Origin of the sequence: Enterobacter sp. CPE_E890 (genome assembly GCF_046521475.1) — a bacterium.
Taxonomy (GTDB): domain Bacteria; phylum Pseudomonadota; class Gammaproteobacteria; order Enterobacterales; family Enterobacteriaceae; genus Enterobacter; species Enterobacter adelaidei.
Genome location: NZ_JBKFZW010000001.1, coordinates 250,551 through 276,392, shown reverse-complemented (window position 1 = coordinate 276,392; position 25,842 = coordinate 250,551). Strand labels below are relative to the sequence as shown.

Below are 25,842 nucleotides of genomic sequence, written 5' to 3'. Positions count from 1 at the left end.
GATGTTACGTATTGCCGATAAAGTCTTTGATTCACATCTGTTTACCGGAACCGGAAAGTTCGCCTCTCCACAGCTGATGGTGGAGGCCATCCGGGAAAGCGGCAGCCAGTTGGTGACGCTGGCCATGAAGCGCGTGGACCTGCGTCACCACAGCGATGCCATTCTGGCACCTTTACTGGAAGCAGGCGTTACGCTGCTGCCCAATACGTCCGGCGCGAAAACGGCAGAGGAGGCGATTTTTGCCGCACAACTGGCGCGAGAAGCGCTCGGCACCCGCTGGCTGAAGCTGGAAATTCACCCGGATGCCCGCTGGCTGCTACCTGACCCTATCGAAACGCTGAAAGCAGCCGAAAAACTGGTTCAGCAGGGGTTTATCGTTCTGCCTTACTGCGGAGCCGACCCCGTACTGTGCAAGCGTCTGGAAGAGGTCGGCTGTGCCGCCGTTATGCCGCTGGGCGCCCCCATCGGCTCCAATCAGGGGCTGGAAACCCGTGCGATGCTTGAAATCATTATTGAGCAGGCCACCGTGCCAGTCGTTGTGGATGCGGGCATTGGTGTGCCAAGCCATGCTGCGCAGGCGCTGGAGATGGGCGCAGACGCCGTGCTGGTGAACACGGCCATCGCGGTAGCTGATGACCCGGTCATGATGGCGCGCGCGTTCCGCATGGCCGTAGAGGCCGGCGTGCTGGCAAGGGCGTCCGGCCCCGGCTCGCGCAGTTTTCAGGCTCAGGCCACCAGCCCGTTGACCGGTTTTCTGGAGGCAATCTCATGAGTACGTTTACCGAGCGCTGGCGGCAGCTTAACTGGGACGACATTGCCCTGCGCATCAACAGCAAGACGGCTGCTGACGTGGAGCGAGCATTGAACGCCCGTCACCTCACCCGTGAGGATTTGATGGCCCTGCTCTCCCCGGCAGCCAGCACCTATCTTGAACCGATGGCACAGCGTGCTCAGAGGCTGACACGCCAGCGCTTTGGCAACACGGTGAGTTTTTACGTCCCGCTTTACCTCTCTAACCTGTGCGCCAATGACTGTACCTATTGCGGTTTCTCCATGAGTAACCGCATCAAGCGGAAAACGCTCGATGAGAGTGAAATTGCGCGTGAGTGTGCGGCCATTCGTGAAATGGGCTTTGAGCATCTTCTGCTGGTCACGGGTGAACATCAGGGGAAAGTGGGGATGGACTATTTTCGTCAGCACCTCCCCGCCATTCGTCGTCAGTTTGCCTCTTTGCAAATGGAAGTGCAGCCCCTGTCGCAAGAGGAATACGCGGAGTTAAAAACGCTCGGGCTGGACGGGGTCATGGTCTATCAGGAAACCTACCACGAGGCGACATATGCCCGGCATCACCTCAAGGGAAAGAAACAGGATTTCTTTTTCCGGCTGGAGACACCGGACAGACTGGGACGCGCCGGGATCGACAAAATCGGTCTGGGGGCGCTGATCGGGCTATCGGATAGCTGGCGGGTAGATTGCTACATGGTGGCAGAACATCTGCTATGGCTCCAGCAACGCTACTGGCAGAGCCGTTACTCTATCTCCTTCCCCCGGCTGCGGCCTTGCACGGGAGGGGTTGAACCGGCTTCTCTGATGGATGAGCGTCAACTGGTGCAAACCATCTGTGCATTCCGCCTGCTTGCTCCGGAGGTTGAGTTGTCTCTCTCAACGCGCGAGTCCCCGGCGTTTCGCGATCGCGTGATCCCACTTGCGATCAACAACGTTAGCGCATTTTCCAAAACGCAGCCCGGCGGCTACGCCGACGACCATCCGGAACTGGAGCAGTTTGCGCCACATGACGGGCGACGTCCGGAAGCCGTCGCTGCCGCTCTGACTGAACAGGGTCTACAGCCTGTCTGGAAAGACTGGGACAGCTGGCTGGGAAGAACCTCGCAATTGCGTTGAAACACACCGCAACCCGGGAAAAAATTGTCGAGACGCTTCGGAGAGTCACAACTGGATGATTGTCAGCAATCGTCCGGTTTTTTATTGTCTCAAGGCCAGCAACGGACGCTGGCCAGGGCGAAAAAGCTTCTTCCTCGTTTCGCCCTGCCTCTGCCTGAATCCAGAATGTTCATAAGTAATTTCTTAGTGATTCTTAATATAAATCATCTCGTCTGAAAACGTACATCGTATAATTCACAGCCAATCGCAGGACAGCGACTATGCTGAGAGGATATCGGCAGACAAAAAGCATTCACCATCAGGATCGATGTACAACTCATGGCACTTCACAGCAAAAAACTCTCTTTCACCCGGCCAATTATGCTCAGCTTCGCGGGGATCCTGTGCAGTTTTGTGCTGATCGCGGTCGCGGTGACGCTTTCGCAACGAAAGGATTTTCTTGAGGATTATCACAAGATTAATAGCAATTTCACGCATAACCTGGCGGTGAATTACACCGAATCTATCCTGCGTGAAAATGACTATATCCTTGGCCGTTCCGCGATGTACTTCGCGCGCGACGACAGGCTAAACGAGACGCTAAACGTTAACCCGACGCAGGGGCTGCAGATGATGATGCATTTGCAGAACCTGATGCCGACCGTCTCCTCCATTTCACTGGCAGACACGCAGGGGCATTATCTCCGCGCACCGGAAGTGCTCCCCACGGAGACGAGTAAAACCTTCGATCCCCGGACGCGACCGTGGTTTGTCGCCCAGGCGGAAGCCAGCATCTTCAGCCACTATACCCGCCCTTATATGGATTACTTTACGGGTCACCCCACGGTCACTCTTTATAAGCCCGTGATTTCACCAGAAGGCAGGCTGAAGGGAACGCTCGCTTTTCATCTCGATCTCACGTCAATGGGCTATACTCTGCGCCAGATGGTAGCACCCGTTCAGGGGGAGTTCTTCATCGTCGAACGCGACGGTGCTGTGGTGCTGCACCCGGATACCGGTGCACTCTTCAAGCAGTACGTGAGCGAAGCGCTGATGGACAAAATGACCAGCGGCGAAGGGCATCTTTACGACAAGAAAAGCAACGCCTGGTATTACTATTATTCGTTTACCAACCCGGACTGGTTTGTTATTTACCGGGTATCGGGTGCGACGCTCACTGATATTACTCGCCACGAAACGACGATTGTTGGCTGGGGGTTTGCCCTGGCGGCCATCATCATCATCCTCTTTGGTTTATACCTGCGCCATGCATCGCGTACCGTGCTGATGCACATTATCAATGCCATCAAAACCGGCGACGTCAGCGAAGCGCCGCGTCTGGAAGCGATGCTGAGCCACACTATCCAGTCCAATAAAGAGCGTGAGATGGCGTATGTCCGCCAGGCAACGCACGATGCGCTGACGGGCTGCAAAAACCGTCGCGCGTTCGATAGCGATGTGGCGGATCTTCTGGAAGCACACCAGCCTTTTGCAATGGCGCTGGTGGATATTGATAACTTCAAGTCGATTAACGATACGCTGGGCCACTTAACCGGTGACATCGTCCTGCGCAACGTGGCCCGCGAAGGGCTTCAGATAATGCAGCCACATCACGTCTCGGTTTACCGTTACGGAGGGGAAGAGTTCGCGGTAGTCTTCCAGGCTGAGCAGATTGCTTCGGCACTTTCACTACTTGAGGCGTGGCGTACCGCCGTTGAAAAACGCGCCTGGCGGGAAGAAAACCTGCGGGTAACGTTCAGTGGTGGTCTGGGAGAATGGCACCATGAACCGCTGGAACAATTTGTGGGTAGTGTTGATAACGCACTTTACAGCGCGAAGCAGCAGGGAAAAAATCGCATTATCCGCACGTCCATCAGCTAATCCTCACCTTTCAGCCTGCCCGTTCCGGCGGGTAAGCTGCTCACCAATGCAAAATTGTAACCGGTTTCAGAAAATCGTCGGTTTCTTTGTGATGCCTCACACACAATCACGGTAAAGCGGTTGTTGAAGCGTTCTGCACGGGATAATTATCAATAAACACATGTAGATCGAGGCTGATTATGAAGAACATCGTTTTATGCTGTGCAGCGGGAATGTCAACCAGCATGCTGGTTCAACGTATGAAAGATGCCGCACAGAAAAAAGGGGTTGAAGTCACCATTAAAGCCGTTCCGGTTGCGGAGTTTAAAGACAACATCGCGACGGCCGACATCGTATTACTGGGGCCACAGGTTAAATACGAGCAGGCTAAACTACAGGCACAGGCCGACCCACTGGGTAAAAAGGTCGCGGTGATCGACATGATGGATTACGGCATGATGAAAGGCGATGCCGTACTGGAAAAAGCGCTCAAACTGCTGGAGTCATAATGGAAGACTTAGAAACCACAATCATGGAACTGCTGGTCAACGCAGGTGCGGCACGCAGTGCTGCCCTTACGGCGTTGCAGATGGCACGTAAAGGTGACTTTGCCGAAGCCGAAAAGGCGATGGAAGAGTCGCGCGAATATGTGAAGCATGCGCACACGATTCAGACGCAGCTTATTGGTCTTGATGAAGGTACCGGGAAGCTGCCGGTTAACCTGATCACCGTCCATTCTCAGGATCACCTGATGAACGCGATGGTCATTCAGGACCTGGCGGGCGATATGATAGAGCTGTACCGTCGGCTACCGCTGATTAACTGAAAAAAGAGATAAAAAAAACCCGCCGAAGCGGGTTTTTTATTAGCTGAATCAACGATTACTCGTTGTCGGAACCACCCAGACCTGCGTTCAGCAGTTCTGCCAGGCTCGCGGATGCATCTTCAGCAGTGACCTGCGGTGCAGCTGGCAGTTCGCCCGCAGCACGACGACGCATACGATCCTGATGGTACGCATAGCCGGTACCAGCCGGGATCAGACGACCCACGATAACGTTCTCTTTAAGACCGCGCAGTTCATCACGTTTACCTGCAACAGCCGCTTCGGTCAGGACACGCGTAGTTTCCTGGAACGATGCTGCAGAGATGAAGGACTCGGTTGCCAGAGACGCTTTGGTGATACCCAGCAGATCGCGTGCGAAGGTCGCACCGATTTTGCCGTTCGCTTCCAGATCGCGGTTAGCGATCTTAACGCGAGAGTATTCAACCTGCTCGCCTTCCAGGAACTCAGAGCTACCTGCGTTTTCGATGGTTGCTTTACGCAGCATCTGACGAACGATAACTTCGATGTGTTTATCGTTAATCTTAACGCCCTGCAGACGGTATACGTCCTGTACTTCGTTAACGATGTAACGAGTAACAGCATGCACACCACGCAGACGCAGGATATCGTGCGGCGCTTCTGGACCGTCGGAAACCACGTCACCACGTTCTACACGTTCACCTTCGAACACGTTGAGCTGACGCCACTTAGGAATCATCTCTTCGTACGGCTCGCTGCCATCTACTGGAGTGATAACCAGACGGCGTTTACCTTTGGTCTCTTTACCGAAGGAAATGATACCGCTGATTTCAGCCAGGATTGCCGGCTCTTTCGGACGACGTGCTTCGAACAGGTCCGCAACGCGTGGCAGACCACCGGTGATGTCCTTGGTACCGCCGGATTCCTGAGGAATACGCGCCAGGGTGTCACCAGAGCTGATCTGTACGCCATCTTCCAGCTGAACAATCGCTTTACCTGGCAGGAAGTACTGCGCAGGCATATCGGTACCCGGGATCAGAACGTCGTTACCCTGAGCATCAACGATTTTCAGCGCAGGACGCAGATCTTTACCGCCAGTAGTACGCTCTGCGGAATCCAGAACTACCAGAGAAGACAGACCGGTCAGCTCGTCAGTCTGACGAGTAATGGTCTGGCCGTCGATCATGTCAGTGAAGCGGATGAAACCACTTACTTCGGTGATAACTGGCATGGTGTGTGGATCCCAGTTTGCAACGGTTTCACCGCCGGCAACCTGCTCACCATCACCTTTCGCCATAACCGCACCGTAAGGTACTTTATAGCTCTCTTTGGTACGACCGAATTCGTCGATCAGTTTCAGCTCGGTGTTACGAGAGGTCACAACCAGCTTGCCTGCGGAGTTAACAACAGACTTCGCGTTGCTGAGCTTGATGCTACCTTTGTTTTTCACCTGGATGCTGGATTCAGCAGCCGCACGAGATGCCGCACCACCGATGTGGAACGTACGCATCGTCAGCTGTGTACCCGGCTCACCGATGGACTGTGCCGCGATAACACCGATTGCTTCACCTTTGTTGATGATGTGGCCACGCGCCAGGTCACGACCATAGCAGTGCGCACATACACCAAAGTCGGTGTCACAGGATACAACGGAACGTACTTTCACTGAGTCAACAGAGTTTGCTTCCAGCAGGTCACACCACTGTTCGTGCAGCAGCGTATTGCGTGGAACCAGAATGTCTGCAGTACCCGGCTTCAGAATGTCTTCCGCGGTTACACGACCCAGTACGCGATCGCGCAGTGGCTCTTTAACATCACCACCCTCGATAACCGGGGTCATGGTGATACCTTCGAGGGTGCCACAATCGTCTTCGGTTACAACCAGATCCTGCGCAACGTCAACCAGACGACGCGTCAGATAACCGGAGTTCGCTGTTTTCAGTGCGGTATCCGCCAGACCTTTACGAGCACCGTGAGTAGAGATGAAGTACTGGAGTACGTTCAGACCTTCACGGAAGTTCGCGGTGATTGGCGTTTCGATGATGGAGCCATCTGGCTTCGCCATCAGACCACGCATACCTGCCAGCTGACGAATCTGTGCAGCAGAACCACGCGCACCGGAGTCGGCCATCATGTAGATGCTGTTGAAGGAAACCTGCTGTTCTTCAACGCCGTCACGGTTAATCACGGTTTCGGTCTGCAGGTTATCCATCATCGCCTTGGATACACGATCGTTCGCCGCAGCCCAGATATCGATAACTTTGTTATAGCGTTCGCCCGCGGTTACCAGACCAGACTGGAACTGCTCCTGGATCTCAGCAACTTCGGCTTCCGCTTCAGAGATGATCTCGTGTTTCTTCTCTGGGATGACCATGTCATCAATACCAACAGATGCACCTGAACGCGCTGCATAAGCAAAGCCGGTGTACATTGTCTGGTCAGCGAAGATTACGGTCGGCTTCAGACCCAGAATGCGGTAACAGGTGTTCAGCATTTTGGAGATCGCTTTCTTGCCCAGCGCCTGGTTGACGATGGAGAAAGGCAGACCCTTCGGTACGATCATCCACAGAATGGCACGGCCAACGGTCGTGTCTTTCAGGCTGGTTTTCGCAACGAACTCGCCGTTTTCATCTTTTTCGTATTCGGTGATACGCACTTTAACGCGCGCATGCAGAGAGGCCAGGCCAGCGCGATAAATACGCTCAGCTTCTTTCGGGCCAGTCAGCACCATGCCTTCGCCTTTGGCGTTAACACAGTCACGGGTCATGTAGTACAGACCCAATACAACGTCCTGAGAAGGAACGATAATAGGTTCACCGTTCGCTGGAGACAGGATGTTGTTGGTAGACATCATCAGCGCACGCGCTTCCAGCTGGGCTTCCAGCGTCAGCGGTACGTGAACAGCCATCTGGTCACCATCGAAGTCGGCGTTATATGCCGCACAAACCAGCGGGTGCAGCTGGATAGCTTTACCTTCAATCAGGACTGGCTCAAATGCCTGGATACCCAGACGGTGCAGGGTTGGTGCACGGTTCAGCAGTACCGGGTGTTCGCGGATAACTTCGTCCAGGATATCCCAAACGACAGCTTCTTCACGCTCAACCATTTTCTTAGCGGCTTTGATGGTGGTGGCCAGGCCACGCAGCTCCAGCTTGCCGTAGATGAACGGTTTGAACAGCTCCAGCGCCATTTTCTTAGGCAGACCGCACTGATGCAGACGCAGGTATGGACCTACGGTGATTACAGAACGACCGGAGTAGTCAACACGCTTACCGAGCAGGTTCTGACGGAAACGACCCTGCTTACCTTTGATCATGTCGGCCAAAGATTTCAGAGGACGTTTGTTAGAACCGGTGATCGCACGACCGCGACGACCGTTATCCAGCAGGGCATCTACTGCTTCCTGCAGCATACGTTTTTCGTTGCGTACGATGATATCCGGCGCAGCCAGATCCAGCAGACGTTTCAGACGGTTGTTACGGTTAATGACGCGACGATACAGATCGTTCAGGTCAGAAGTCGCGAAACGACCACCATCCAGCGGAACCAGTGGACGCAGATCTGGCGGCAGAACCGGCAGAACGGTCAGGATCATCCACTCTGGTTTGTTACCAGACTGAACGAACGCTTCCAGCAGTTTGATACGCTTGGTCAGCTTTTTACGCTTGGTTTCGGAGTTGGTTTCGTTCAGCTCTTCACGCAGCTGCTCGCACTCTTGCTCCAGATCCATGCTCTTCAGCAGGGCCTGAATAGCTTCCGCACCCATCTTCGCGTCGAATTCGTCACCGAATTCTTCCAGCGCGTCCAGATACTGCTCTTCAGTCAGGATCTGGTGACGTTCCAGATTCGTCATCCCGCCTTCGATAACCACATAAGATTCGAAGTACAGAACACGTTCGATATCGCGCAGCGGCATATCCAGCAGCAGACCGATACGGGACGGCAGAGATTTCAGGAACCAGATGTGAGCGGTTGGAGATGCCAGCTCGATGTGGCCCATGCGCTCACGGCGCACTTTGGTCTGGGTCACTTCAACGCCGCACTTCTCACAGATCACACCACGGTGTTTCAGGCGCTTGTACTTACCGCACAGGCACTCGTAATCTTTTACTGGCCCGAAAATACGCGCACAGAAAAGGCCGTCACGCTCAGGTTTGAACGTACGGTAGTTGATGGTTTCCGGCTTTTTAACTTCACCGAACGACCATGAACGGATCATGTCTGGCGAAGCCAGAGCAATTTTGATCGCATCAAACTCTTCGGTTTTAGTCTGCGCTTTCAGAAACTTTAATAAATCTTTCACGGATTTGCTCCCGTCGGAGTTAGCACAATCTGGTGCCGGGGGTTAACCCGGCACCAGTGACCTGTTTGAGCGAGAATTACTCGTCTTCCAGTTCGATGTTGATACCCAGCGAACGAATCTCTTTCAACAGTACGTTGAAGGATTCTGGCATGCCCGGTTCCATCTGATGGTTGCCGTCCACGATGTTTTTATACATCTTGGTACGACCGTTCACGTCATCAGACTTAACGGTGAGCATTTCCTGCAGGGTGTATGCCGCGCCGTATGCTTCCAGCGCCCACACTTCCATCTCCCCGAAGCGCTGACCACCGAACTGTGCCTTACCACCCAGCGGCTGCTGAGTAACCAGGCTGTAAGAACCGGTAGAACGAGCGTGCATTTTGTCGTCGACCAGGTGGTTCAGTTTCAGCATGTACATGTAACCTACGGTTACCGGACGCTCGAACTGTTCACCGGTACGGCCGTCAAACAACGTAATCTGACCAGACGTTGGCAGACCACCCAGTTGCAGCAGCTCTTTAATTTCAGCTTCTTTTGCACCGTCGAATACCGGCGTTGCAATTGGCATACCTTTGCGCAGGTTCTCTGCCAGACGCAGCACTTCTTCATCGCTGAAGGTGTTCAGGTCGACTTTCTGACGCACGTCGGTACCCAGATCGTAGGCACGCTGGATGAATTCGCGCAGTTTCGCGACTTCCTGCTGCTGTTTCAGCATGGCGTTAATCTTGTCGCCAATACCTTTTGCAGCCATACCCAGGTGGGTTTCCAGAATCTGACCGATGTTCATACGAGACGGTACGCCCAGTGGGTTCAGTACGATATCTACCGGCGTACCGTTAGCATCGTGCGGCATATCTTCGATCGGGTTGATCTTAGAGATAACACCCTTGTTACCGTGACGACCTGCCATCTTATCACCAGGCTGGATCTGACGTTTAACAGCCAGATATACCTTAACAATCTTCAGCACGCCTGGTGCCAGATCGTCGCCCTGAGTGATTTTACGGCGTTTCGCTTCGAGTTTTTTCTCGAACTCGTGTTTCAGTTCGTCATACTGCTCAGCCAGTTGTTCCAGCTGATTTTGTTTCTCTTCGTCGGTCAGGCCCAGTTCCAGCCAGCGATCGCGTGGCAGTTTGTCGAGCTTCTCAGCTTCAACGCCACCGGCAACCAGCACCGCATAAATACGGCTGAACAGACCTGCTTCGAGGATCTGCAGTTCTTCAGACAGGTCTTTCTTAGCCTGTTTGAGCTGCATCTCTTCGATTTCCAGCGCACGCTTATCTTTTTCAACGCCATCACGAGTGAAGACCTGAACGTCGATAACCGTACCGGAAACACCGTTTGGTACGCGCAGAGAAGAGTCTTTAACGTCAGACGCTTTCTCACCGAAGATTGCACGCAGCAGTTTCTCTTCTGGCGTCAGCTGGGTTTCACCTTTCGGCGTTACCTTACCAACCAGAATGTCGCCGCCGGTCACTTCCGCACCGATGTAAACAATACCGGATTCATCCAGTTTAGAGAGCGCAGCTTCACCCACGTTAGGGATGTCAGCGGTGATCTCTTCTGGCCCCAGCTTGGTGTCACGGGACACACATGCCAGTTCCTGAATGTGGATGGTGGTGAAACGATCTTCCTGAACCACACGCTCGGAGACGAGGATGGAGTCTTCGAAGTTGTAACCGTTCCACGGCATGAACGCTACGCGCATGTTCTGACCGAGCGCCAGTTCACCGAGGTCGGTGGACGGACCGTCTGCCAGCACGTCGCCGCGCTCAACTGGCTCACCCAGAGATACGCAAGGCATCTGGTTGATACAGGTGTTCTGGTTAGAACGGGTGTATTTAGTCAGGTTATAAATGTCGATACCTGCTTCACCCGGGTACATCTCGTCTTCGTTAACTTTGATAACGATACGAGAGGCATCCACGTACTGAACAGTACCGCCACGTTTAGCAACCGCAGTAACACCGGAGTCAACGGCAACAGCACGTTCCATACCGGTACCAACCAGCGGCTTATCAGCGCGCAGAGTCGGAACGGCCTGACGTTGCATGTTCGCACCCATCAATGCACGGTTGGCGTCATCGTGTTCCAGGAACGGGATCAGGGACGCACCGACGGATACCACCTGTTGGGTGGATACGTCCATGTAGTCAACCTGGTCGCGGCTGAACAAGCTGGATTCGCCTTTGCTACGGCAGGTAACCAGATCTTCTACAAAGTGGCCTTCGTCATCCAGGTTGGAGTTCGCCTGAGCGATAACGTAGTTGCCTTCTTCGATAGCAGACAGGTAATGAATTTCGTCGGTTACAACACCGTCAGTCACTTTACGGTACGGCGTCTCAAGGAAACCGTATTCGTTTGTCTGTGCGTACACGGACAGGGAGTTGATCAGACCGATGTTTGGACCTTCAGGCGTTTCGATTGGACATACGCGACCATAGTGAGTCGGGTGTACGTCTCGAACTTCGAAGCCTGCGCGTTCACGGGTCAGACCGCCTGGGCCGAGTGCAGAGATACGACGCTTGTGCGTGATCTCAGACAGCGGGTTGTTCTGGTCCATGAACTGAGACAGCTGGCTGGAACCGAAGAACTCTTTCACTGCTGCAGAGATCGGCTTGGCGTTGATCATATCCTGAGGCATCAGGGTATCCAGATCGCCCAGAGACAGACGCTCTTTCACCGCACGCTCTACACGTACCAGGCCAACGCGGAACTGGTTTTCCGCCATTTCGCCAACGGAACGGATACGACGGTTGCCGAGGTGGTCGATATCATCCACTTCGCCTTTACCGTTACGGATATCGATGAGCTTCTTCATCACTTCGATGATGTCGTCTTTGCTCAGGATACCGGAACCTTCGATCTCATCACGCAGCAGAGAACGGTTGAACTTCATACGACCAACCGCGGACAGATCGTAGCGGTCTTCGGAGAAGAACAGGTTCTCGAACAGGCTTTCAGCCGCTTCGCGAGTTGGTGGCTCACCAGGACGCATCATGCGGTAGATTTCAACCAGCGCACTCAGACGATCGGTCGTTGGGTCGACGCGGATAGTCTCAGAGATGTATGGACCATGGTCCAGATCGTTGGTGAACAGCGTTTCGATACGTTTGTGGCCAGACTGGCTCAGCTTAGCCAGCAGATCCAGGCTCAGCTCCATGTTCGCCGGGCAGATCAGCTCGCCAGTTGATTCATCAACGTAATCTTTCGCGGCTACTTTTCCTGCAATGTATTCAACTGGAACTTCGATGTGTTTGATATCATCTTTTTCCAGCTGGCGGATGTGGCGCGCGGTGATACGGCGACCTTTTTCCACATACACTTTGCCGTCGGCTTCGATGTCGAACGACGCGGTCTCACCACGCAGACGTTCCGGCACCAGCTCCATCTGCAGCTTGTTGTCGCGGATTTCAAAGATCACTTTCTCAAAGAACAGGTCCAGGATCTGCTCAGTGGTATATTGCAGCGCACGCAGAATGATGGTTGCAGGCAGTTTACGACGACGGTCGATACGGACAAACAGGTTGTCTTTTGGATCGAACTCGAAGTCCAGCCATGAACCACGGTAAGGAATGATGCGCGCGTTATACAGTACTTTACCGGAAGAGTGTGTTTTACCTTTATCGCTGTCGAAGAAGACGCCCGGGCTACGATGCAGCTGGGAAACGATAACACGCTCAGTACCGTTGATGACGAAAGTACCGTTGTCTGTCATGAGTGGAATTTCACCCATGTAGACTTCTTGTTCTTTAATGTCTTTTACGGTGCCTTCTGGCGCTTCGCGCTCATAGATCACCAGACGCAATTTTACGCGCAGCGGTGCGGAATAGGTCACGCCACGGATCTGACATTCCTGAACGTCAAACACCGGCTCGCCAAGGCGATAGCTGACGTACTGCAGCTCGGAATTACCGCTGTAGCTCTGAATCGGGAACACGGAACGGAAGGCTGCTTCCAGACCGTACTGCCCTTCAGGATCTTGCTCGATAAACTTCTGGAACGAGTCAAGCTGGATAGAAAGGAGATATGGAATGTCCAGAACTTGTGGACGTTTACCAAAATCCTTACGAATACGTTTTTTCTCGGTATAGGAGTAAACCATAGGGTTCCTCAGCTCGCTGACAAGTCGACCCATCTGTCCGACGAAGGGACAGTTTGTGCAACACCATTTTGTGGACCGGAAAATTGAATACTTTCCGCAATACCTGTTGCTATCACGCTTAAACCATTTCGTTGCGATTTACACAGAGCGAGCACCCTGTCGCAATATATTAAGTCGTCGATAGAAACAAGCATTGTCAGGACAACCAGCAGTCAAACAGTGTGAAATGCTACTGATGCCTTACAGCGCAAAAAGGCTGGTGACTAAAAAGTCACCAGCCATCAGCCTAATTACTTAGGCTGCAACCAGAAAAGTTGGCTTATTTAACTTCAACTTCAGCGCCAGCTTCTTCCAGAGATTTTTTCAGTGCTTCTGCGTCGTCTTTGCTCACGCCTTCTTTCAGCGCAGCTGGAGCAGATTCTACCAGGTCTTTAGCTTCTTTCAGACCCAGGCCAGTTGCGCCACGTACTGCTTTGATAACAGCAACTTTGTTAGCGCCTGCAGCTTTCAGAATTACGTCGAATTCAGTTTTTTCTTCAGCAGCGTCAGCAGCTGGGCCAGCAGCAACAGCTACAGCGGCAGCAGCAGAAACACCGAATTTTTCTTCCATTGCAGAAATCAGTTCTACAACGTCCATTACGGACATAGCTGCAACTGCTTCAATGATTTGATCTTTAGTGATAGACATTTAAATTGTTCCTGAAAATCAGAATAAGTTTATACGTAAGCAAATGCTTTATAAAGACAACTGCGATTAAGCAGCTTCTTTCGCATCGCGAACAGCAGCCAGAGTGCGAACCAGTTTGCCAGCCGAAGCTTCTTTCATGGTTGCCATCAGGCGTGCAATTGCTTCTTCGTAGGTCGGCAGGGTTGCCAGGCGATCGATTTGCGATGCCGGGATCAACTCACCTTCAAAGGCTGCAGCTTTGACCTCAAATTTTGCATTCGCTTTCGCGAACTCTTTGAACAGACGAGCAGCAGCGCCCGGGTGTTCCATAGAGTATGCAATCAGGGTCGGACCAACAAACGTGTCTTTCAGGCACTCGAATGGAGTACCTTCAACTACGCGACGCAGCAGGGTGTTACGAACAACACGCATGTATACGCCAGCTTCACGACCTGCTTTACGCAGTTCAGTCATTTTGTCTACAGTAACGCCACGGGAATCCGCAACTACTGCAGACAGCGCGCCTTTGGCTACTTCGCTGACTTCAGCAACAATCGCTTGTTTGTCTTGAAGATTTAAAGCCATTAGCTTTGCTCCTGGATGTTTGCCGGAACTCATGTTCCGGAACTCACTTCACTCGACCCAACGGGAAGAGCGTCTAAATACGGTGAGCAGAAACAAGCCAGAGTATTCAAAAAATAATCTTAGCGTTCTGTCACCGTCTACGCAGGGGATTAAGTCTCTTACGAAACACCTGCGGTCTTCGACGGAGGCCTGGATAGGCCAGGCTCCAACGAACAAATCTTTTAGCCGCTAACTTTCGTTAGCAAACGTGGGGGTAAGATTGTAGACAAAATCACCGCCCACGTAAAGGCATTAGTTTGCAGCAGCGCTCAGGCCAGCCTGGTCAACTGCAACACCTGCACCCATGGTGGTGGAGATGCTAACTTTCTTGATGTACACGCCTTTCGCCTGAGTTGGTTTTGCTTTTTTCAGCGCAACCAGCAGAGCTTCCAGGTTTTCTTTCAGTTTGTCAGCGTCGAAGTCCACTTTACCGATGGTGGTGTGGATGATGCCGTTTTTGTCGTTACGATAACGAACCTGACCTGCTTTAGCGTTCTTAACCGCTTCAGCAACGTTAGGAGTAACGGTACCCACTTTCGGGTTTGGCATCAGGCCGCGTGGACCCAGAACCTGGCCCAGCTGGCCAACAACGCGCATTGCATCTGGAGATGCGATAACAACGTCGAAGTTCATTTCGCCTTTCTTGATCTGGTCAGCCAGATCTTCCATACCTACCAGTTCAGCGCCAGCAGCTTTAGCAGCTTCTGCGTTTGCACCCTGAGTAAATACAGCTACGCGAACGGAACGGCCAGTACCGTGTGGCAGTACAGTTGCACCACGAACGTTCTGATCAGATTTACGAGCATCGATGCCCAGGTTAACAGCAACGTCAACGCTTTCAACGAACTTAGCGGTAGCCAGTTCTTTCAGCAGAGCGATAGCTTCGTTGATGTCGTACTGTTTGGTCGCATCAACTTTGTCACGGATCACGGACATGCGCTTGGTCAGTTTAGCCATTTCTTAGTCCTCCACTACCAGGCCCATGGAACGTGCAGTACCTTCGATGGAGCGAGTCATCGCTTCAATGTCGGCACCAGTCATGTCGGCAGCTTTGGTCTGCGCGATTTCCTGCAGCTGAGCGCGGGAAATTTTACCCACTTTGTCTTTGTTCGGTTTACCGGAACCAGACTTGATACCAGCCGCTTTCTTCAGCAGAACAGCTGCTGGAGGGGTTTTGGTAACGAAAGTGAAAGAACGGTCAGCGTAAACAGTGATTACGACTGGGATTGGCAGACCTTTTTCCAGGGATTCAGTTTTTGCGTTGAACGCTTTACAGAATTCCATGATGTTCACACCCTGCTGACCCAGAGCTGGACCAACTGGTGGACTTGGGTTCGCCATACCAGCTGCAACCTGCAGCTTGACGTAGGCTTGTACTTTCTTAGCCATTCTAAAATCCTCTGATTGGGTAATAACGCCTCAGCGAGGCTCCCCGTGAATAAAATTCGTTTTACGGGCCGTTGCCCATAAAAACAAAAGGCGCGAAATTGTATTCCAATCTCGCGCCCTGTGCAACGATTAAATCGTCGCTTTTTTGATCGCTGCTTAGGCTTTTTCGACCTGGGCAAAGTCCAGTTCTACCGGGGTCGCACGACCGAAGATAGAAACAGAAACTTTCAGGCGGGACTTCTCGTAGTCCACTTCTTCAACCACACCATTAAAGTCAGCAAATGGACCGTCATTAACACGAACCATTTCACCCGGTTCAAACAGCGTTTTCGGACGCGGCTTATCACCCACCTGCTGCAGGCGGTTCATAATCGCATCAACTTCTTTGTCGCTGATTGGCGCCGGACGGTCAGATGTGCCGCCGATAAAGCCCATCACACGCGGTACGCTGCGCACAAGGTGCCAGCTCGCGTCGTTCATAACCATCTGAACCAGCACGTAACCCGGGAAGAATTTACGCTCGCTTTTGCGACGTTGGCCGCCACGGATCTCGACCACTTCTTCGGTCGGAACCATAACTTCGCCAAATAACTCTTCCATGTTGTGTAATTTGATATGCTCACGCAGCGACGTTGCTACGCGGCCTTCAAAACCGGAAAACGCCTGAACGACGTACCAGCGCTTTTTAGGGGCTTCAGACATCTCAGAACCTCAGGCCAGTGATAAAGGATACCAGGCGAACCAGAATACCATCCAGTCCCCACAGGATCAGTGACATTACAGCGGTAACCGCCGCTACAATCAGCGTGGTGTGCAATGTTTCCTGGCGAGTCGGCCAAATTACCTTGCGGACTTCGGTACGCGCTTCGCGAGCAAAAGCGACGGTCGCTTTGCCTTTCGTCGTCAACAGCGCGACACCACCCGCTGCAGCAATCAGAATTACCACTGCAAGCGCACGTAGCGGCAGCATAATGTCACGATAAAGGTAGTTGCCAACAATCGCTACGATCAGCAGAACGGCTACCACTACCCATTTCATCGCTTCCAGGCCGCGCCCGCTCCCTTGAGCTTCGGTATTCGCACTCATAAACCAACCTGTCAGAAGTATTCTACAAACATTTTCACCCCGCGATCGCGAGGCAAACCAAATCGAAATGCTAATTCGCTTTTCGAATTATACGCTCTCTGCAGAGCCTGTCTCAGCAATGATTATGACAAAAATAATCACTGATGAGCCAGGTTCTGACGTGAAAGCGTGCAAAAAGGGCATCAAATGATGCCCTTTTATTGCGCATTGCGTCAAATGTTATCAGCAATTAGCCGAGAACTTTAGCAACCACGCCCGCGCCAACGGTACGGCCACCTTCACGGATTGCGAAACGCAGACCGTCGTCCATCGCGATTGGGTGGATCAGAGTCACAACCATCTTGATGTTGTCGCCTGGCATTACCATCTCTACGCCTTCTGGCAGTTCGATGGTACCGGTCACGTCAGTAGTACGGAAGTAGAACTGTGGACGGTAGCCTTTGAAGAACGGAGTATGACGGCCGCCTTCGTCTTTGGACAGAATGTACACTTCAGATTCGAACTTGGTGTGTGGCTTGATTGAGCCTGGCTTCGCCAGAACCTGACCACGTTCGATTTCTTCACGTTTGATACCACGCAGCAGAACACCAACGTTCTCACCAGCACGGCCTTCGTCCAGCAGTTTGCGGAACATTTCAACGCCAGTACAGGTAGACTTCGCAGTCTCTTTGATACCAACGATTTCAACTTCTTCACCAACTTTGATGATACCGCGCTCTACACGACCGGTAACAACGGTACCACGACCGGAGATGGAGAATACGTCTTCGATTGGCAGCAGGAATGGCTTGTCAATCGCACGCTCTGGTTCTGGGATGTAAGAATCCAGGAAGCCAGCCAGTTCGATGATTTTCGCTTCCCACTCTGCATCGCCTTCCAGCGCTTTCAGAGCAGAACCACGAACGATTGGAGTATCGTCGCCTGGGAAATCGTACTGAGACAGCAGTTCACGAACTTCCATCTCTACCAGTTCCAGCAGCTCTTCGTCATCAACCATGTCGCACTTGTTCAGGAACACGATGATGTAAGGAACGCCTACCTGACGACCCAGCAGGATGTGCTCACGGGTCTGAGGCATTGGGCCGTCAGTCGCAGCAACAACCAGGATCGCGCCGTCCATCTGCGCAGCACCGGTGATCATGTTTTTAACATAGTCGGCGTGGCCTGGGCAGTCTACGTGTGCGTAGTGGCGAGTCGGGGTGTCGTACTCAACGTGAGAGGTGTTGATGGTGATACCACGAGCTTTTTCTTCTGGTGCGTTATCGATCTGGTCGAATGCGCGAGCAGAACCACCGTAGGTTTTTGCCAGAACGGTAGTGATTGCAGCGGTCAGCGTTGTTTTACCATGGTCAACGTGGCCGATAGTACCGACGTTAACGTGCGGTTTTGTACGTTCAAACTTTTCTTTAGACATCGATTGTCCCTCTAAGACACGGATAAATCGGTGATATCACCACATCAACCAGGCGAAATGCCTGAATTGTTGAATACAGTAAAATTGAAACAGAGAGAAACGGGAAGGAGAAGTGAAGTGGTGCTGATACCCAGAGTCGAACTGGGGACCTCACCCTTACCAAGGGTGCGCTCTACCAACTGAGCCATATCAGCACGTATTGGAGCGGGCAGCGGGAATCGAACCCGCATCATCAGCTTGGAAGGCTGAGGTAATAGCCATTATACGATGCCCGCATCCTGAAACTCGGCTACCCAGTTCTTTCTGTAACAAAAAAAGAGATTTCTCTCTTTTTAAGTTTGAGCTGGTTAATTTTTCCAACCAGCTCCGGCGGCATTAACGCTGCCAGAAAGTGGTGGTGGGGGAAGGATTCGAACCTTCGAAGTCTGTGACGGCAGATTTACAGTCTGCTCCCTTTGGCCGCTCGGGAACCCCACCGGACTTGATGGTGCCGACTACCGGAATCGAACTGGTGACCTACTGATTACAAGTCAGTTGCTCTACCTACTGAGCTAAGTCGGCATCAAGTAGCGCGCATTCTATGGATACCTGCGCAGTCATGCAACTAAAAATTTGCATAAAACGTTCTTTCGCTCACATTTTATGCGAACAGCGTACTGAACGCTGTAAAAGCAGTCATTCGAGGTCAAATATTCAACATATCACGCTGATTTGCACGGTATACACCGTAGCGTGACGGCTTACGCGTAACGCAGCGCTTTCCATCTTTTTTCTTATTATTCCTGTCATCTGGTGTTAACCTCCTGCCCATTGTCCAAAATTAACTGTGTGATGAGCCATGATCCGGCAGTATTGTGCTGGCTCACTGAAGCATGCTTATGAGCAAAAAAGAGCAATCGTTAATGACACCTTATCTTCATTTTAACCGCAGCCAGTGGGCTGCCCTGCGTGATTCCGTCCCTATGACGCTGACGGAAGGTGAAATCGCACGGTTAAAAGGGATAAACGAAGACCTGTCCCTGGAAGAGGTCGCAGAAATATATCTCCCCCTCTCTCGCTTGCTTAACTTCTATATAAGTTCCAACCTGCGCCGTCAGGCGGTGCTGGAACAGTTCCTCGGGACGAATGGTCAACGCATTCCTTATATCATTAGTATTGCGGGTAGCGTGGCCGTAGGTAAAAGCACGACTGCGCGTGTCCTGCAGGCGCTGCTGAGCCGCTGGCCGGAGCACCGCAGCGTGGAGCTGATCACCACCGATGGCTTCCTGCATCCAAACGAAGTACTAAAAGAACGCGGGCTGATGAAGAAGAAAGGCTTCCCGCTCTCTTATGATATGCACCGTCTGGTGAAATTTGTTTCTGACCTGAAATCGGGCGTGCCTCACGTGACTGCGCCGGTGTATTCACACCTGATCTACGATCGCATCCCGGACGGAGATAAAACGGTGGTCCAGCCGGATATCCTGATTCTGGAAGGGCTGAACGTTCTGCAAAGCGGAATGGACTATCCTCACGATCCGCATCATGTGTTTGTCTCCGATTTTGTCGATTTCTCTATTTATGTCGATGCGCCGGAAGATTTACTCCAGAACTGGTATATCAACCGCTTCCTGAAGTTCCGTGAGGGGGCATTCACTGATCCGGACTCCTATTTCCATCACTACGCCCAGCTTTCTGAAGAAGAAGCGGTTAATGTGGCAAGAGGGCTGTGGAACGAGATCAACTACGTGAACCTGAAAGAGAACATCCTGCCAACGCGCGAGCGTGCGAGCTTAATCCTCACCAAGAGCGAGAAGCACGCTGTCGACCAGATTCGCTTGCGGAAATAATAGCGCAGAGATAAAAAAACCGGCTTAACGCCGGTTTTTTTGTTTTAAGCATGTGGCTTTTCGCCATTTTCATCCTGGTCGACTGCAAAGCAGGCGACCAGTTGACCACCATAATCCTTCAGCTGTGGCTGGAGCTGGGTGCAAGGACCGAAGCGACGACTGCAGCGGGCGTTGAATGCACACCCCGGAGGCGGATTCAGCGGGCTTGGCAACTCGCCCGTCAGCTTAATACGCTCACGACGATCGTCCGGGTTCAGACGCGGCGTTGCGGAAAGCAGTGCCTGGGTATACGGGTGACGAGGATTATTAAAGATCTGATCTTTCGTCCCCTTCTCCACGCAACGCCCCAGATACATCACCATCACTTCATCAGCAATGTGCTCCACCACTGAAAGGTCGTGCGAGATGAACACGTAAGAGAGCCCCAGCTCCTGCTGCAAGTCCATCATCAGGTTCAGCACCTGCGCGCGGACGGAAACATCGAGTGCCGAAACCGGTTCATCGGCAATCACCACATCCGGGTCGAGCATCAGACCACGTGCAATAGCGATACGCTGACGCTGTCCACCGGAGAACATATGCGGGTAGCGATCATAATGCTCAGTTTTCAGGCCAACTTTCGCCATCATCGCCAGCGCTTTTTCCCGACGCTGCTCTTTGCTCAGATTGCTGTTAATCAGCAACGGCTCTTCCAGGATCTGTCCCACTTTTTTACGCGGGTTCAAAGAACCATACGGGTTCTGGAACACAATCTGGATTTTCTGGCGACGCAGTTTCTGTGCCTGCGGATCGTGCTTGAGCAGATCTTGCCCCTGATAGTAAAGCTCACCACCGGTTGGCGTTTCAATCATCGTCAGCAGACGGCCCAGCGTCGATTTACCGCAGCCCGACTCCCCGACCACCGCCAGCGTTTTACCGCGTTCGAGGGTAAAGGAGACGCCATCCAGCGCTTTCACCAGTCGCTCAGGGGCAAAAATCCCCTTCTTCACCGGGTAGTGTTTTTTCAGGTCGATAGCCTGCAACAGCGGTTGTTGCGTGGTGGCCTGTTGCGTACTCATAGTGTTGGCCTCCCGGCATCATCGAGTGGGTAGTGGCATTTCGACTGACGACCGTCAGCAAGCTGGTTCAGCTCTGGCTCTTCTGCCCGGCATTTGTCCGTCGCATACGGACAACGCGGATTCAGCAGACAGCCCTGTGGTCGGTCGTATTTACCCGGTACCACGCCCGGCAGTGACGCCAGCCGCGCTTTGTCCTGGGCAAACTCCGGCAGCGCACGTAGCAGAGCCTGAGTATACGGATGACGCGGCGCGCGGAAGATATCGTGGGAACTTCCGGTCTCCACCACCTGGCCGGCATACATCACGATGATTTTGTGCGCCGCTTCGGCCACCAGCGCCAGGTCGTGCGTAATCAGCACCAGCGCCATATTCTCTTTCTGCTGCAGTTCCAGCAGCAGCTCGATAATTTGCGCCTGAATGGTCACATCCAGCGCCGTCGTCGGTTCATCCGCAATCAGCAGTTTTGGCCGACAGGCAATGGCCATCGCAATCATCACGCGCTGGCTCATCCCGCCTGAAAGCTGGTGCGGGTAAACGTCCAGACGCGATGCCGGGTCAGGAATCCCGACCTGGTTCAGCAGATCGATCGCGCGCTGACGACGGGTTTTCTTATTCCCGCCCTGATGCACCTTAATCGCTTCCATAATCTGGAAACCGACGGTATAGCACGGGTTCAGGCTGGTCATTGGGTCCTGGAAAATCATCGCTACTTCCGCGCCCACCAGCTGGCGGCGCTGTTTTTCGGAAATACGCTTCAGATCCTGACCGTTGAACTGCAGGTTTTCCGCCATTACGCGGCCTGGGTAATCAATCAGCCCCATAATTGCCAGCGAGCTTACCGACTTACCGGAACCTGACTCCCCTACGATGCCAACCACTTCGCCCTGATTTACGCTGTAGCTGATGCGGTCCACGGCGCGAAACGGGGTGCCTTCGTCGCCGAAGTGCACTGATAATTTATCTACATTTAATAACGCCATCTCGTGCCTCTTACTGCTTCAGTTTGGGATCAAGTGCATCACGCAGACCATCACCCATCAGGTTAAATGCCAGCACCGTCAGCAGAATCGCCAGACCCGGGAAGGTGACGACCCACCAGGCGCTTTGTGCGAACTGCAACACGTCGGAGAGCATAGTGCCCCACTCCGGTGTTGGCGGCTGCGCACCCATGCCCAGGAAGCCAAGAGCGGCCATATCAAGAATGGCGTTAGAGAAACCGAGCGACGCCTGAACAATCAGCGGCGCAAGGCAGTTAGGGAAGATATTGACAAACATCTGACGCATAGCGCCTGCACCCGCCACGCGAGACGCCGTGACGTAATCCCGGTTCACTTCCACCAGCACCGCCGCACGCGTTAAACGTACGTAGTGGGGAAGCGCCACGAAGGTCAATGCAAGCGCAGCGTTACCAATCGACGGGCCGAAGATCGCCACCAGCACCAGTGCCAGCAGCAGGCTTGGCAGAGCCAGCATAATATCGACGATACGCATGATGATGTTATCAACGATACCACCGAAGTAACCGGCAACCAGACCCAGTACAATCCCCATGATCAGGGAAAGCACCACCACCAGGCAGCCGACCAGCAGCGACAGACGTGCACCGTACATCAGACGCGACAACACGTCACGACCCACATCATCGGTACCTAACAGGTGCGCCAGGCTACCACCGTCCTGCCACGCAGGAGGTGCTAGCAGAGCATCACGGAATTGATCCGCCGGGTTATACGGTGCCAGGACGTTCGCAAACACCGCAATCAGGATCATGATAGAGACATAGACCAGCCCCACTACCGCGCCTTTGTTGCGCTTGAAGTAGTGCCAGAATTCCTGCAGCGGCGTCATTGGAACCGGTGCAGCAACCACTTTATTTTCAGAAACGTGTGACATGATGGCCCCTTACTTCTTATGACGAATACGCGGGTTCACCACGCCGTACAGCAAATCGACCAGCAGGTTAACGAGGATAATCATCGTCGCAACCAGCAGCACACCGCCCTGCACGACCGGATAGTCACGGCGTTGCAGCGCGTCAATCAGCCAACGCCCCAGGCCTGGCCAGGAGAAGATGGTTTCGGTCAGGATCGCACCTGCCAGCAACGTACCCACCTGCAGACCGATAACGGTCACCACCGGCAGCATGGCGTTACGCAGCGCATGAACGATGATGACACGCATACGCGTCAGGCCTTTGGCGCGCGCGGTGCGGATATAATCCTCACCCAGTACTTCCAGCATGGATGAACGGGTCATACGCACAATCACCGCCAGAGGAATCGTACCGAGCACCATTGCAGGCAGGATCATGTGCGCGACAGCATCAATGAAGTTGCCCTCTTCGCCCCAGATAGCCGTATCAATCAGCATAAAGCCGGTCAACGGGTTGGAATCATCGAGGAAGACCATATCACTGACGCGCCCGGAGACCGGCGTCAGGTTAAGCTGCACCGATACCAGCATAATCAGCATCATGCCCCACCAGAAGATAGGCATGGAGTAGCCGGTCAGCGCCAGGCCCACGGCAGTATGGTCAAAAATAGAGCCACGTTTAACCGCAGCCAGGACTCCAACAGGAATACCCACCGCAGTGGCGAAAATCATGGCGCAGACACCAAGTTCGAGTGTCGCTTTGAAACGCGGCACGAACTCATCCCACACCGGAAGACGGCTTTTCAGCGAAATACCCAAATCACCGTGCAACACGCCCCAGATATAGTTGAGGTACTGCTGCCACAGCGGCTTGTTCAGACCAAGCTCAGCCAGCAGCTGTGCATGGCGCTCAGGGGAAATACCACGCTCGCCCGCCATAATCATTACCGGGTCGCCGGGGATCATATGGACGAAGGCAAAAGTGAGAAGGGTGATACCGATAAACGTGGGGATAACAAGTCCCAGACGTCGGAGGATGAACTGCAACATAACCCGGATTCTCTCTGATGACGCACGACCAATGGCGTGACGTCTGTATTGCTCACAAATGTAAATTCCCTCTCCCGTCGGGAGAGGGTTAGGGTGAGGGGATGCATGCACGTCCCTCACCCCTGCCCTCTCCCGGGGGAGAGGGAGAACACCCTACTTATTATTCAACCGATACGTTTTCGAAGTGGTGTTTGCCCAGTGGATCAACCACGTAGCCCTTCACTTCTTTACGCACTGGCTCGTAAACGGTGGAGTGAGCAACAATCAGCGCCGGAGCCTGATCGTGCATAACAACCTGAGCCTGCTTGTACAGTTCAATACGTTTGTTGTGATCGTCGGTCGCACGCGCCGGCTGGATCAGGTCTTCAAACGGCTTGTAGCACCAGCGAGAGTAGTTGGAACCGTCTTTCGCAGCAGCACAGCTGAACAGGGTGGCGAAGAAGTTGTCCGGATCCCCGTTATCACCGGTCCAGCCCATCATTACCGCCTGGTGCTCACCCGCTTTGGCGCGCTTCAGGTACTCGCCCCACTCGTAGGTCACAATCTTGGCCTGTACGCCAATCTTCGCCCAGTCAGCCTGAACCATTTCCGCCATACGGCGTGCGTTCGGGTTATACGGACGCTGTACCGGCATCGCCCACAGTTCAACGGTAAAGCCTTTATCCTGGCCTGCTTCTTTCAGCAGTGCTTTCGCTTTCTCAGGATCGTAGCTGTAGTCTTTAACGTCGTCGTTGTAGCCCCACATTGTTGGTGGGATCAGGTTCTTAGCGGCTACGCCTGCGCCCTGGTAAACGGCTTTGATGATCGCTTCTTTGTTCACCGCGTAAGTCAGCGCCTGACGCACTTTTACATCATCAAACGGTTTCTTCTCGGTGTTAAAGGAGAGATAGCCCACGTTCAGACCAGCCTGCTCCAGCAGGTTGATATTCTTATCCTGCTTCATGCGGGCGATATCAGCCGGGTTCGGGTATGGCATAACCTGGCATTCGTTTTTCTGCAGTTTTGCATAACGCACAGACGCATCAGGCGTGATGGAGAACACCAGACGGTCGATCTGAGGTTTCGTACCCCAGTAGCCCGGGAACGCTTTGTACAGAATGCGAGAATCTTTCTGGTACTGCAGCAGCTGGAATGGGCCGGTACCGATTGGATCCAGGTCCACTTTTTCCGGCGTACCGGCTTTCAGCATGTTATCTGCATATTCTTTAGACAGAATAGACGCGAAGTCCATCGCCAGGTCAGCCAGGAATGGCGCTTCCGGGCGAGTCAGCACGAACTGCACGGTTTTATCGTCAACTTTTTTCACTTCAGAGATCAGATCTGGCAGCCCCATCCCTTCGAAGTATTCATAGCTGCCGCCAGACACTTTGTGGTACGGGTTCTGAGCGTTTTTCTGACGGTCAAAGGAGAACACCACGTCATCGGCGTTGAAGTCGCGCGTGGGTTTGAATTCTTTGCTGTCCTGCCACTTCACGCCCTGGCGCAGGTGGAAGGTATAGGTTTTACCGTCTTCGCTGACGTCCCACTTCTCAGCCAGACCAGGAATAACTTCCGTGGTACCGGTTTTGAATTCAACCAGACGGTTATAGATCGGTACAGAGCTTGCGTCGTACGTCGTACCAGAGGTAAAGAGCTGTGGGTTAAAGCCTTCCGGCGAGCCTTCAGAACAGTAAACCAGGGTTTTTGCCTGTACGCTTGCTGCCACGGTCATCGCCACCAGGCTCAAACCAAGCTTCAGCATCCCTGACTTCTTCAAGGAAATACTCATTATTCTGCTCCAATGTGATGTTTTGCTTTGTTGTGTTACGCCGCCTGACCTTTATTTATTTTTTACCCGGTCCGGTCGGTGATGCCCTAAGGCGTTAAAGGGATGGAGAATCCTTTCAGAAGAGCGTTTGAGT

20 protein-coding genes and 4 tRNA genes are annotated in these 25,842 nt (G+C 53.1%); 6 read left to right on the top strand and 18 right to left on the bottom strand.

Annotation, left to right across the window (positions count from 1 at the left end; genetic code table 11):
- The first annotated feature begins 1 nt into the window (after position 1).
- The 5 genes from thiG to ACLHV9_RS01315 all read left to right on the top strand — a co-directional run bounded on the left by thiG (position 2) and on the right by ACLHV9_RS01315 (position 4,567).
- Positions 2–772 (top strand): thiazole synthase, encoded by a 771-nt coding sequence (gene thiG, locus ACLHV9_RS01335; protein WP_134708758.1) that lies wholly within the window; start codon positions 2–4, stop codon positions 770–772.
- Positions 769–1,902 carry a 2-iminoacetate synthase ThiH gene (gene thiH / locus ACLHV9_RS01330; RefSeq protein WP_407220075.1) on the top strand — a complete coding sequence of 378 codons (1,134 nt, stop codon included), beginning with the start codon at positions 769–771 and terminating at the stop codon, positions 1,900–1,902. Before thiG ends, thiH begins: the two co-directional genes overlap by 4 nt.
- A 318-nt stretch (positions 1,903–2,220) precedes the next feature.
- Positions 2,221–3,762, top strand: a complete 1,542-nt coding sequence (locus ACLHV9_RS01325; RefSeq protein WP_407220074.1) for a diguanylate cyclase domain-containing protein — start codon at positions 2,221–2,223, stop codon at positions 3,760–3,762.
- A 179-nt stretch (positions 3,763–3,941) separates the two neighbouring features.
- Positions 3,942–4,250: a PTS sugar transporter subunit IIB gene (locus ACLHV9_RS01320; RefSeq protein WP_010425948.1), complete on the top strand. Its 309-nt coding sequence runs from the start codon at positions 3,942–3,944 to the stop codon at positions 4,248–4,250.
- Positions 4,250–4,567, top strand: a complete 318-nt coding sequence (locus ACLHV9_RS01315) for a PTS lactose/cellobiose transporter subunit IIA (protein WP_028018475.1) — start codon at positions 4,250–4,252, stop codon at positions 4,565–4,567. The genes ACLHV9_RS01320 and ACLHV9_RS01315 overlap by 1 nt, the downstream gene beginning before the upstream one ends.
- A gap of 55 nt (positions 4,568–4,622) precedes the next feature.
- On the opposite strand, the gene rpoC is transcribed toward ACLHV9_RS01315, so the two are convergent.
- The 13 genes from rpoC to ACLHV9_RS01250 form a co-directional block, all read right to left on the bottom strand.
- Positions 4,623–8,846, bottom strand: a complete 4,224-nt coding sequence (gene rpoC, locus ACLHV9_RS01310) for a DNA-directed RNA polymerase subunit beta' (protein WP_028018476.1) — start codon at positions 8,844–8,846, stop codon at positions 4,623–4,625.
- Positions 8,847–8,922: 76 nt separating this feature from the next.
- Positions 8,923–12,951 (bottom strand): DNA-directed RNA polymerase subunit beta, encoded by a 4,029-nt coding sequence (rpoB, locus tag ACLHV9_RS01305; protein ID WP_014882065.1) that lies wholly within the window; start codon positions 12,949–12,951, stop codon positions 8,923–8,925.
- A gap of 319 nt (positions 12,952–13,270) precedes the next feature.
- Positions 13,271–13,639 (bottom strand): 50S ribosomal protein L7/L12, encoded by a 369-nt coding sequence (gene rplL, locus ACLHV9_RS01300; RefSeq protein WP_014882064.1) that lies wholly within the window; start codon positions 13,637–13,639, stop codon positions 13,271–13,273.
- Positions 13,640–13,705: 66 nt separating this feature from the next.
- Positions 13,706–14,203, bottom strand: a complete 498-nt coding sequence (gene rplJ / locus ACLHV9_RS01295; protein ID WP_004097644.1) for a 50S ribosomal protein L10 — start codon at positions 14,201–14,203, stop codon at positions 13,706–13,708.
- Between the two features lie 291 nt (positions 14,204–14,494).
- Positions 14,495–15,199, bottom strand: coding sequence for a 50S ribosomal protein L1 (gene rplA / locus ACLHV9_RS01290; protein WP_013095000.1), 705 nt, complete (start codon positions 15,197–15,199; stop codon positions 14,495–14,497).
- Between the two features lie 3 nt (positions 15,200–15,202).
- Positions 15,203–15,631: a 50S ribosomal protein L11 gene (gene rplK / locus ACLHV9_RS01285; RefSeq protein WP_008503452.1), complete on the bottom strand. Its 429-nt coding sequence runs from the start codon at positions 15,629–15,631 to the stop codon at positions 15,203–15,205.
- Positions 15,632–15,787: 156 nt separating this feature from the next.
- Complete coding sequence (nusG, locus tag ACLHV9_RS01280) at positions 15,788–16,333, bottom strand: transcription termination/antitermination protein NusG (protein WP_003862341.1); 546 nt, start codon at positions 16,331–16,333, stop codon at positions 15,788–15,790.
- 1 nt (position 16,334) lies between these two features.
- On the bottom strand, positions 16,335–16,718 hold the full coding sequence (secE, locus tag ACLHV9_RS01275) for a preprotein translocase subunit SecE (protein ID WP_013094999.1): 384 nt from the start codon (positions 16,716–16,718) through the stop codon (positions 16,335–16,337).
- A 229-nt stretch (positions 16,719–16,947) separates the two neighbouring features.
- On the bottom strand, positions 16,948–18,132 hold the full coding sequence (tuf, locus tag ACLHV9_RS01270; protein ID WP_014830236.1) for an elongation factor Tu: 1,185 nt from the start codon (positions 18,130–18,132) through the stop codon (positions 16,948–16,950).
- 118 nt (positions 18,133–18,250) lie between these two features.
- Positions 18,251–18,326, bottom strand: a tRNA-Thr gene (locus ACLHV9_RS01265).
- A gap of 6 nt (positions 18,327–18,332) precedes the next feature.
- Positions 18,333–18,407: transfer RNA gene (locus tag ACLHV9_RS01260), tRNA-Gly, on the bottom strand.
- Between the two features lie 117 nt (positions 18,408–18,524).
- A tRNA-Tyr gene (locus tag ACLHV9_RS01255) sits at positions 18,525–18,609 on the bottom strand.
- A gap of 8 nt (positions 18,610–18,617) precedes the next feature.
- A tRNA-Thr gene (locus ACLHV9_RS01250) sits at positions 18,618–18,693 on the bottom strand.
- Between the two features lie 317 nt (positions 18,694–19,010).
- Here ACLHV9_RS01250 and coaA point away from each other — a divergent pair.
- Positions 19,011–19,961, top strand: coding sequence for a type I pantothenate kinase (gene coaA, locus ACLHV9_RS01245; protein ID WP_028018278.1), 951 nt, complete (start codon positions 19,011–19,013; stop codon positions 19,959–19,961).
- Positions 19,962–20,005: 44 nt separating this feature from the next.
- Here coaA and dppF read toward each other — a convergent pair whose 3' ends face one another.
- From dppF to dppA, 5 genes are all read right to left on the bottom strand, one after another.
- Positions 20,006–21,019: a dipeptide ABC transporter ATP-binding subunit DppF gene (gene dppF, locus ACLHV9_RS01240; protein ID WP_028018277.1), complete on the bottom strand. Its 1,014-nt coding sequence runs from the start codon at positions 21,017–21,019 to the stop codon at positions 20,006–20,008.
- The gene (gene dppD, locus ACLHV9_RS01235) at positions 21,016–21,999 is read right to left on the bottom strand and encodes a dipeptide ABC transporter ATP-binding protein (RefSeq protein ID WP_013094994.1); all 984 of its coding nucleotides are present in this window, start codon (positions 21,997–21,999) and stop codon (positions 21,016–21,018) included. Before dppD ends, dppF begins: the two co-directional genes overlap by 4 nt.
- 10 nt (positions 22,000–22,009) lie before the next feature.
- Positions 22,010–22,912, bottom strand: coding sequence for a dipeptide ABC transporter permease DppC (dppC, locus tag ACLHV9_RS01230; RefSeq protein ID WP_028018276.1), 903 nt, complete (start codon positions 22,910–22,912; stop codon positions 22,010–22,012).
- A 9-nt stretch (positions 22,913–22,921) separates the two neighbouring features.
- The gene (gene dppB / locus ACLHV9_RS01225; protein ID WP_028018275.1) at positions 22,922–23,941 is read right to left on the bottom strand and encodes a dipeptide ABC transporter permease DppB; all 1,020 of its coding nucleotides are present in this window, start codon (positions 23,939–23,941) and stop codon (positions 22,922–22,924) included.
- A 160-nt stretch (positions 23,942–24,101) separates the two neighbouring features.
- A complete protein-coding gene (gene dppA / locus ACLHV9_RS01220) occupies positions 24,102–25,709 on the bottom strand; it encodes a dipeptide ABC transporter periplasmic-binding protein DppA (RefSeq protein ID WP_028018274.1) in 1,608 nt (535 codons plus the stop codon).
- Positions 25,710–25,842: the final 133 nt, after the last annotated feature.

What these genes read in the sequence shown, in the direction of transcription:
- ACLHV9_RS01315 (WP_028018475.1), top strand. Translation starts at nt 4,250, where the DNA reads ATGGAAGACTTAGAAACCACAATCATGGAACTGCTGGTCAACGCAGGT.
- coaA (WP_028018278.1), top strand. Translation starts at nt 19,011, where the DNA reads ATGAGCAAAAAAGAGCAATCGTTAATGACACCTTATCTTCATTTTAAC.
- rplA (WP_013095000.1), bottom strand. Translation starts at nt 15,199, where the DNA reads ATGGCTAAACTGACCAAGCGCATGTCCGTGATCCGTGACAAAGTTGAT.
- ACLHV9_RS01320 (WP_010425948.1), top strand. Translation starts at nt 3,942, where the DNA reads ATGAAGAACATCGTTTTATGCTGTGCAGCGGGAATGTCAACCAGCATG.
- ACLHV9_RS01325 (WP_407220074.1), top strand. Translation starts at nt 2,221, where the DNA reads ATGGCACTTCACAGCAAAAAACTCTCTTTCACCCGGCCAATTATGCTC.
- dppB (WP_028018275.1), bottom strand. Translation starts at nt 23,941, where the DNA reads ATGTTGCAGTTCATCCTCCGACGTCTGGGACTTGTTATCCCCACGTTT.
- nusG (WP_003862341.1), bottom strand. Translation starts at nt 16,333, where the DNA reads ATGTCTGAAGCCCCTAAAAAGCGCTGGTACGTCGTTCAGGCGTTTTCC.
- thiG (WP_134708758.1), top strand. Translation starts at nt 2, where the DNA reads ATGTTACGTATTGCCGATAAAGTCTTTGATTCACATCTGTTTACCGGA.
- dppF (WP_028018277.1), bottom strand. Translation starts at nt 21,019, where the DNA reads ATGAGTACGCAACAGGCCACCACGCAACAACCGCTGTTGCAGGCTATC.
- rpoB (WP_014882065.1), bottom strand. Translation starts at nt 12,951, where the DNA reads ATGGTTTACTCCTATACCGAGAAAAAACGTATTCGTAAGGATTTTGGT.
- rplK (WP_008503452.1), bottom strand. Translation starts at nt 15,631, where the DNA reads ATGGCTAAGAAAGTACAAGCCTACGTCAAGCTGCAGGTTGCAGCTGGT.
- thiH (WP_407220075.1), top strand. Translation starts at nt 769, where the DNA reads ATGAGTACGTTTACCGAGCGCTGGCGGCAGCTTAACTGGGACGACATT.
- rplL (WP_014882064.1), bottom strand. Translation starts at nt 13,639, where the DNA reads ATGTCTATCACTAAAGATCAAATCATTGAAGCAGTTGCAGCTATGTCC.
- dppC (WP_028018276.1), bottom strand. Translation starts at nt 22,912, where the DNA reads ATGTCACACGTTTCTGAAAATAAAGTGGTTGCTGCACCGGTTCCAATG.
- rplJ (WP_004097644.1), bottom strand. Translation starts at nt 14,203, where the DNA reads ATGGCTTTAAATCTTCAAGACAAACAAGCGATTGTTGCTGAAGTCAGC.
- tuf (WP_014830236.1), bottom strand. Translation starts at nt 18,132, where the DNA reads ATGTCTAAAGAAAAGTTTGAACGTACAAAACCGCACGTTAACGTCGGT.
- dppD (WP_013094994.1), bottom strand. Translation starts at nt 21,999, where the DNA reads ATGGCGTTATTAAATGTAGATAAATTATCAGTGCACTTCGGCGACGAA.
- secE (WP_013094999.1), bottom strand. Translation starts at nt 16,718, where the DNA reads ATGAGTGCGAATACCGAAGCTCAAGGGAGCGGGCGCGGCCTGGAAGCG.
- dppA (WP_028018274.1), bottom strand. Translation starts at nt 25,709, where the DNA reads ATGAGTATTTCCTTGAAGAAGTCAGGGATGCTGAAGCTTGGTTTGAGC.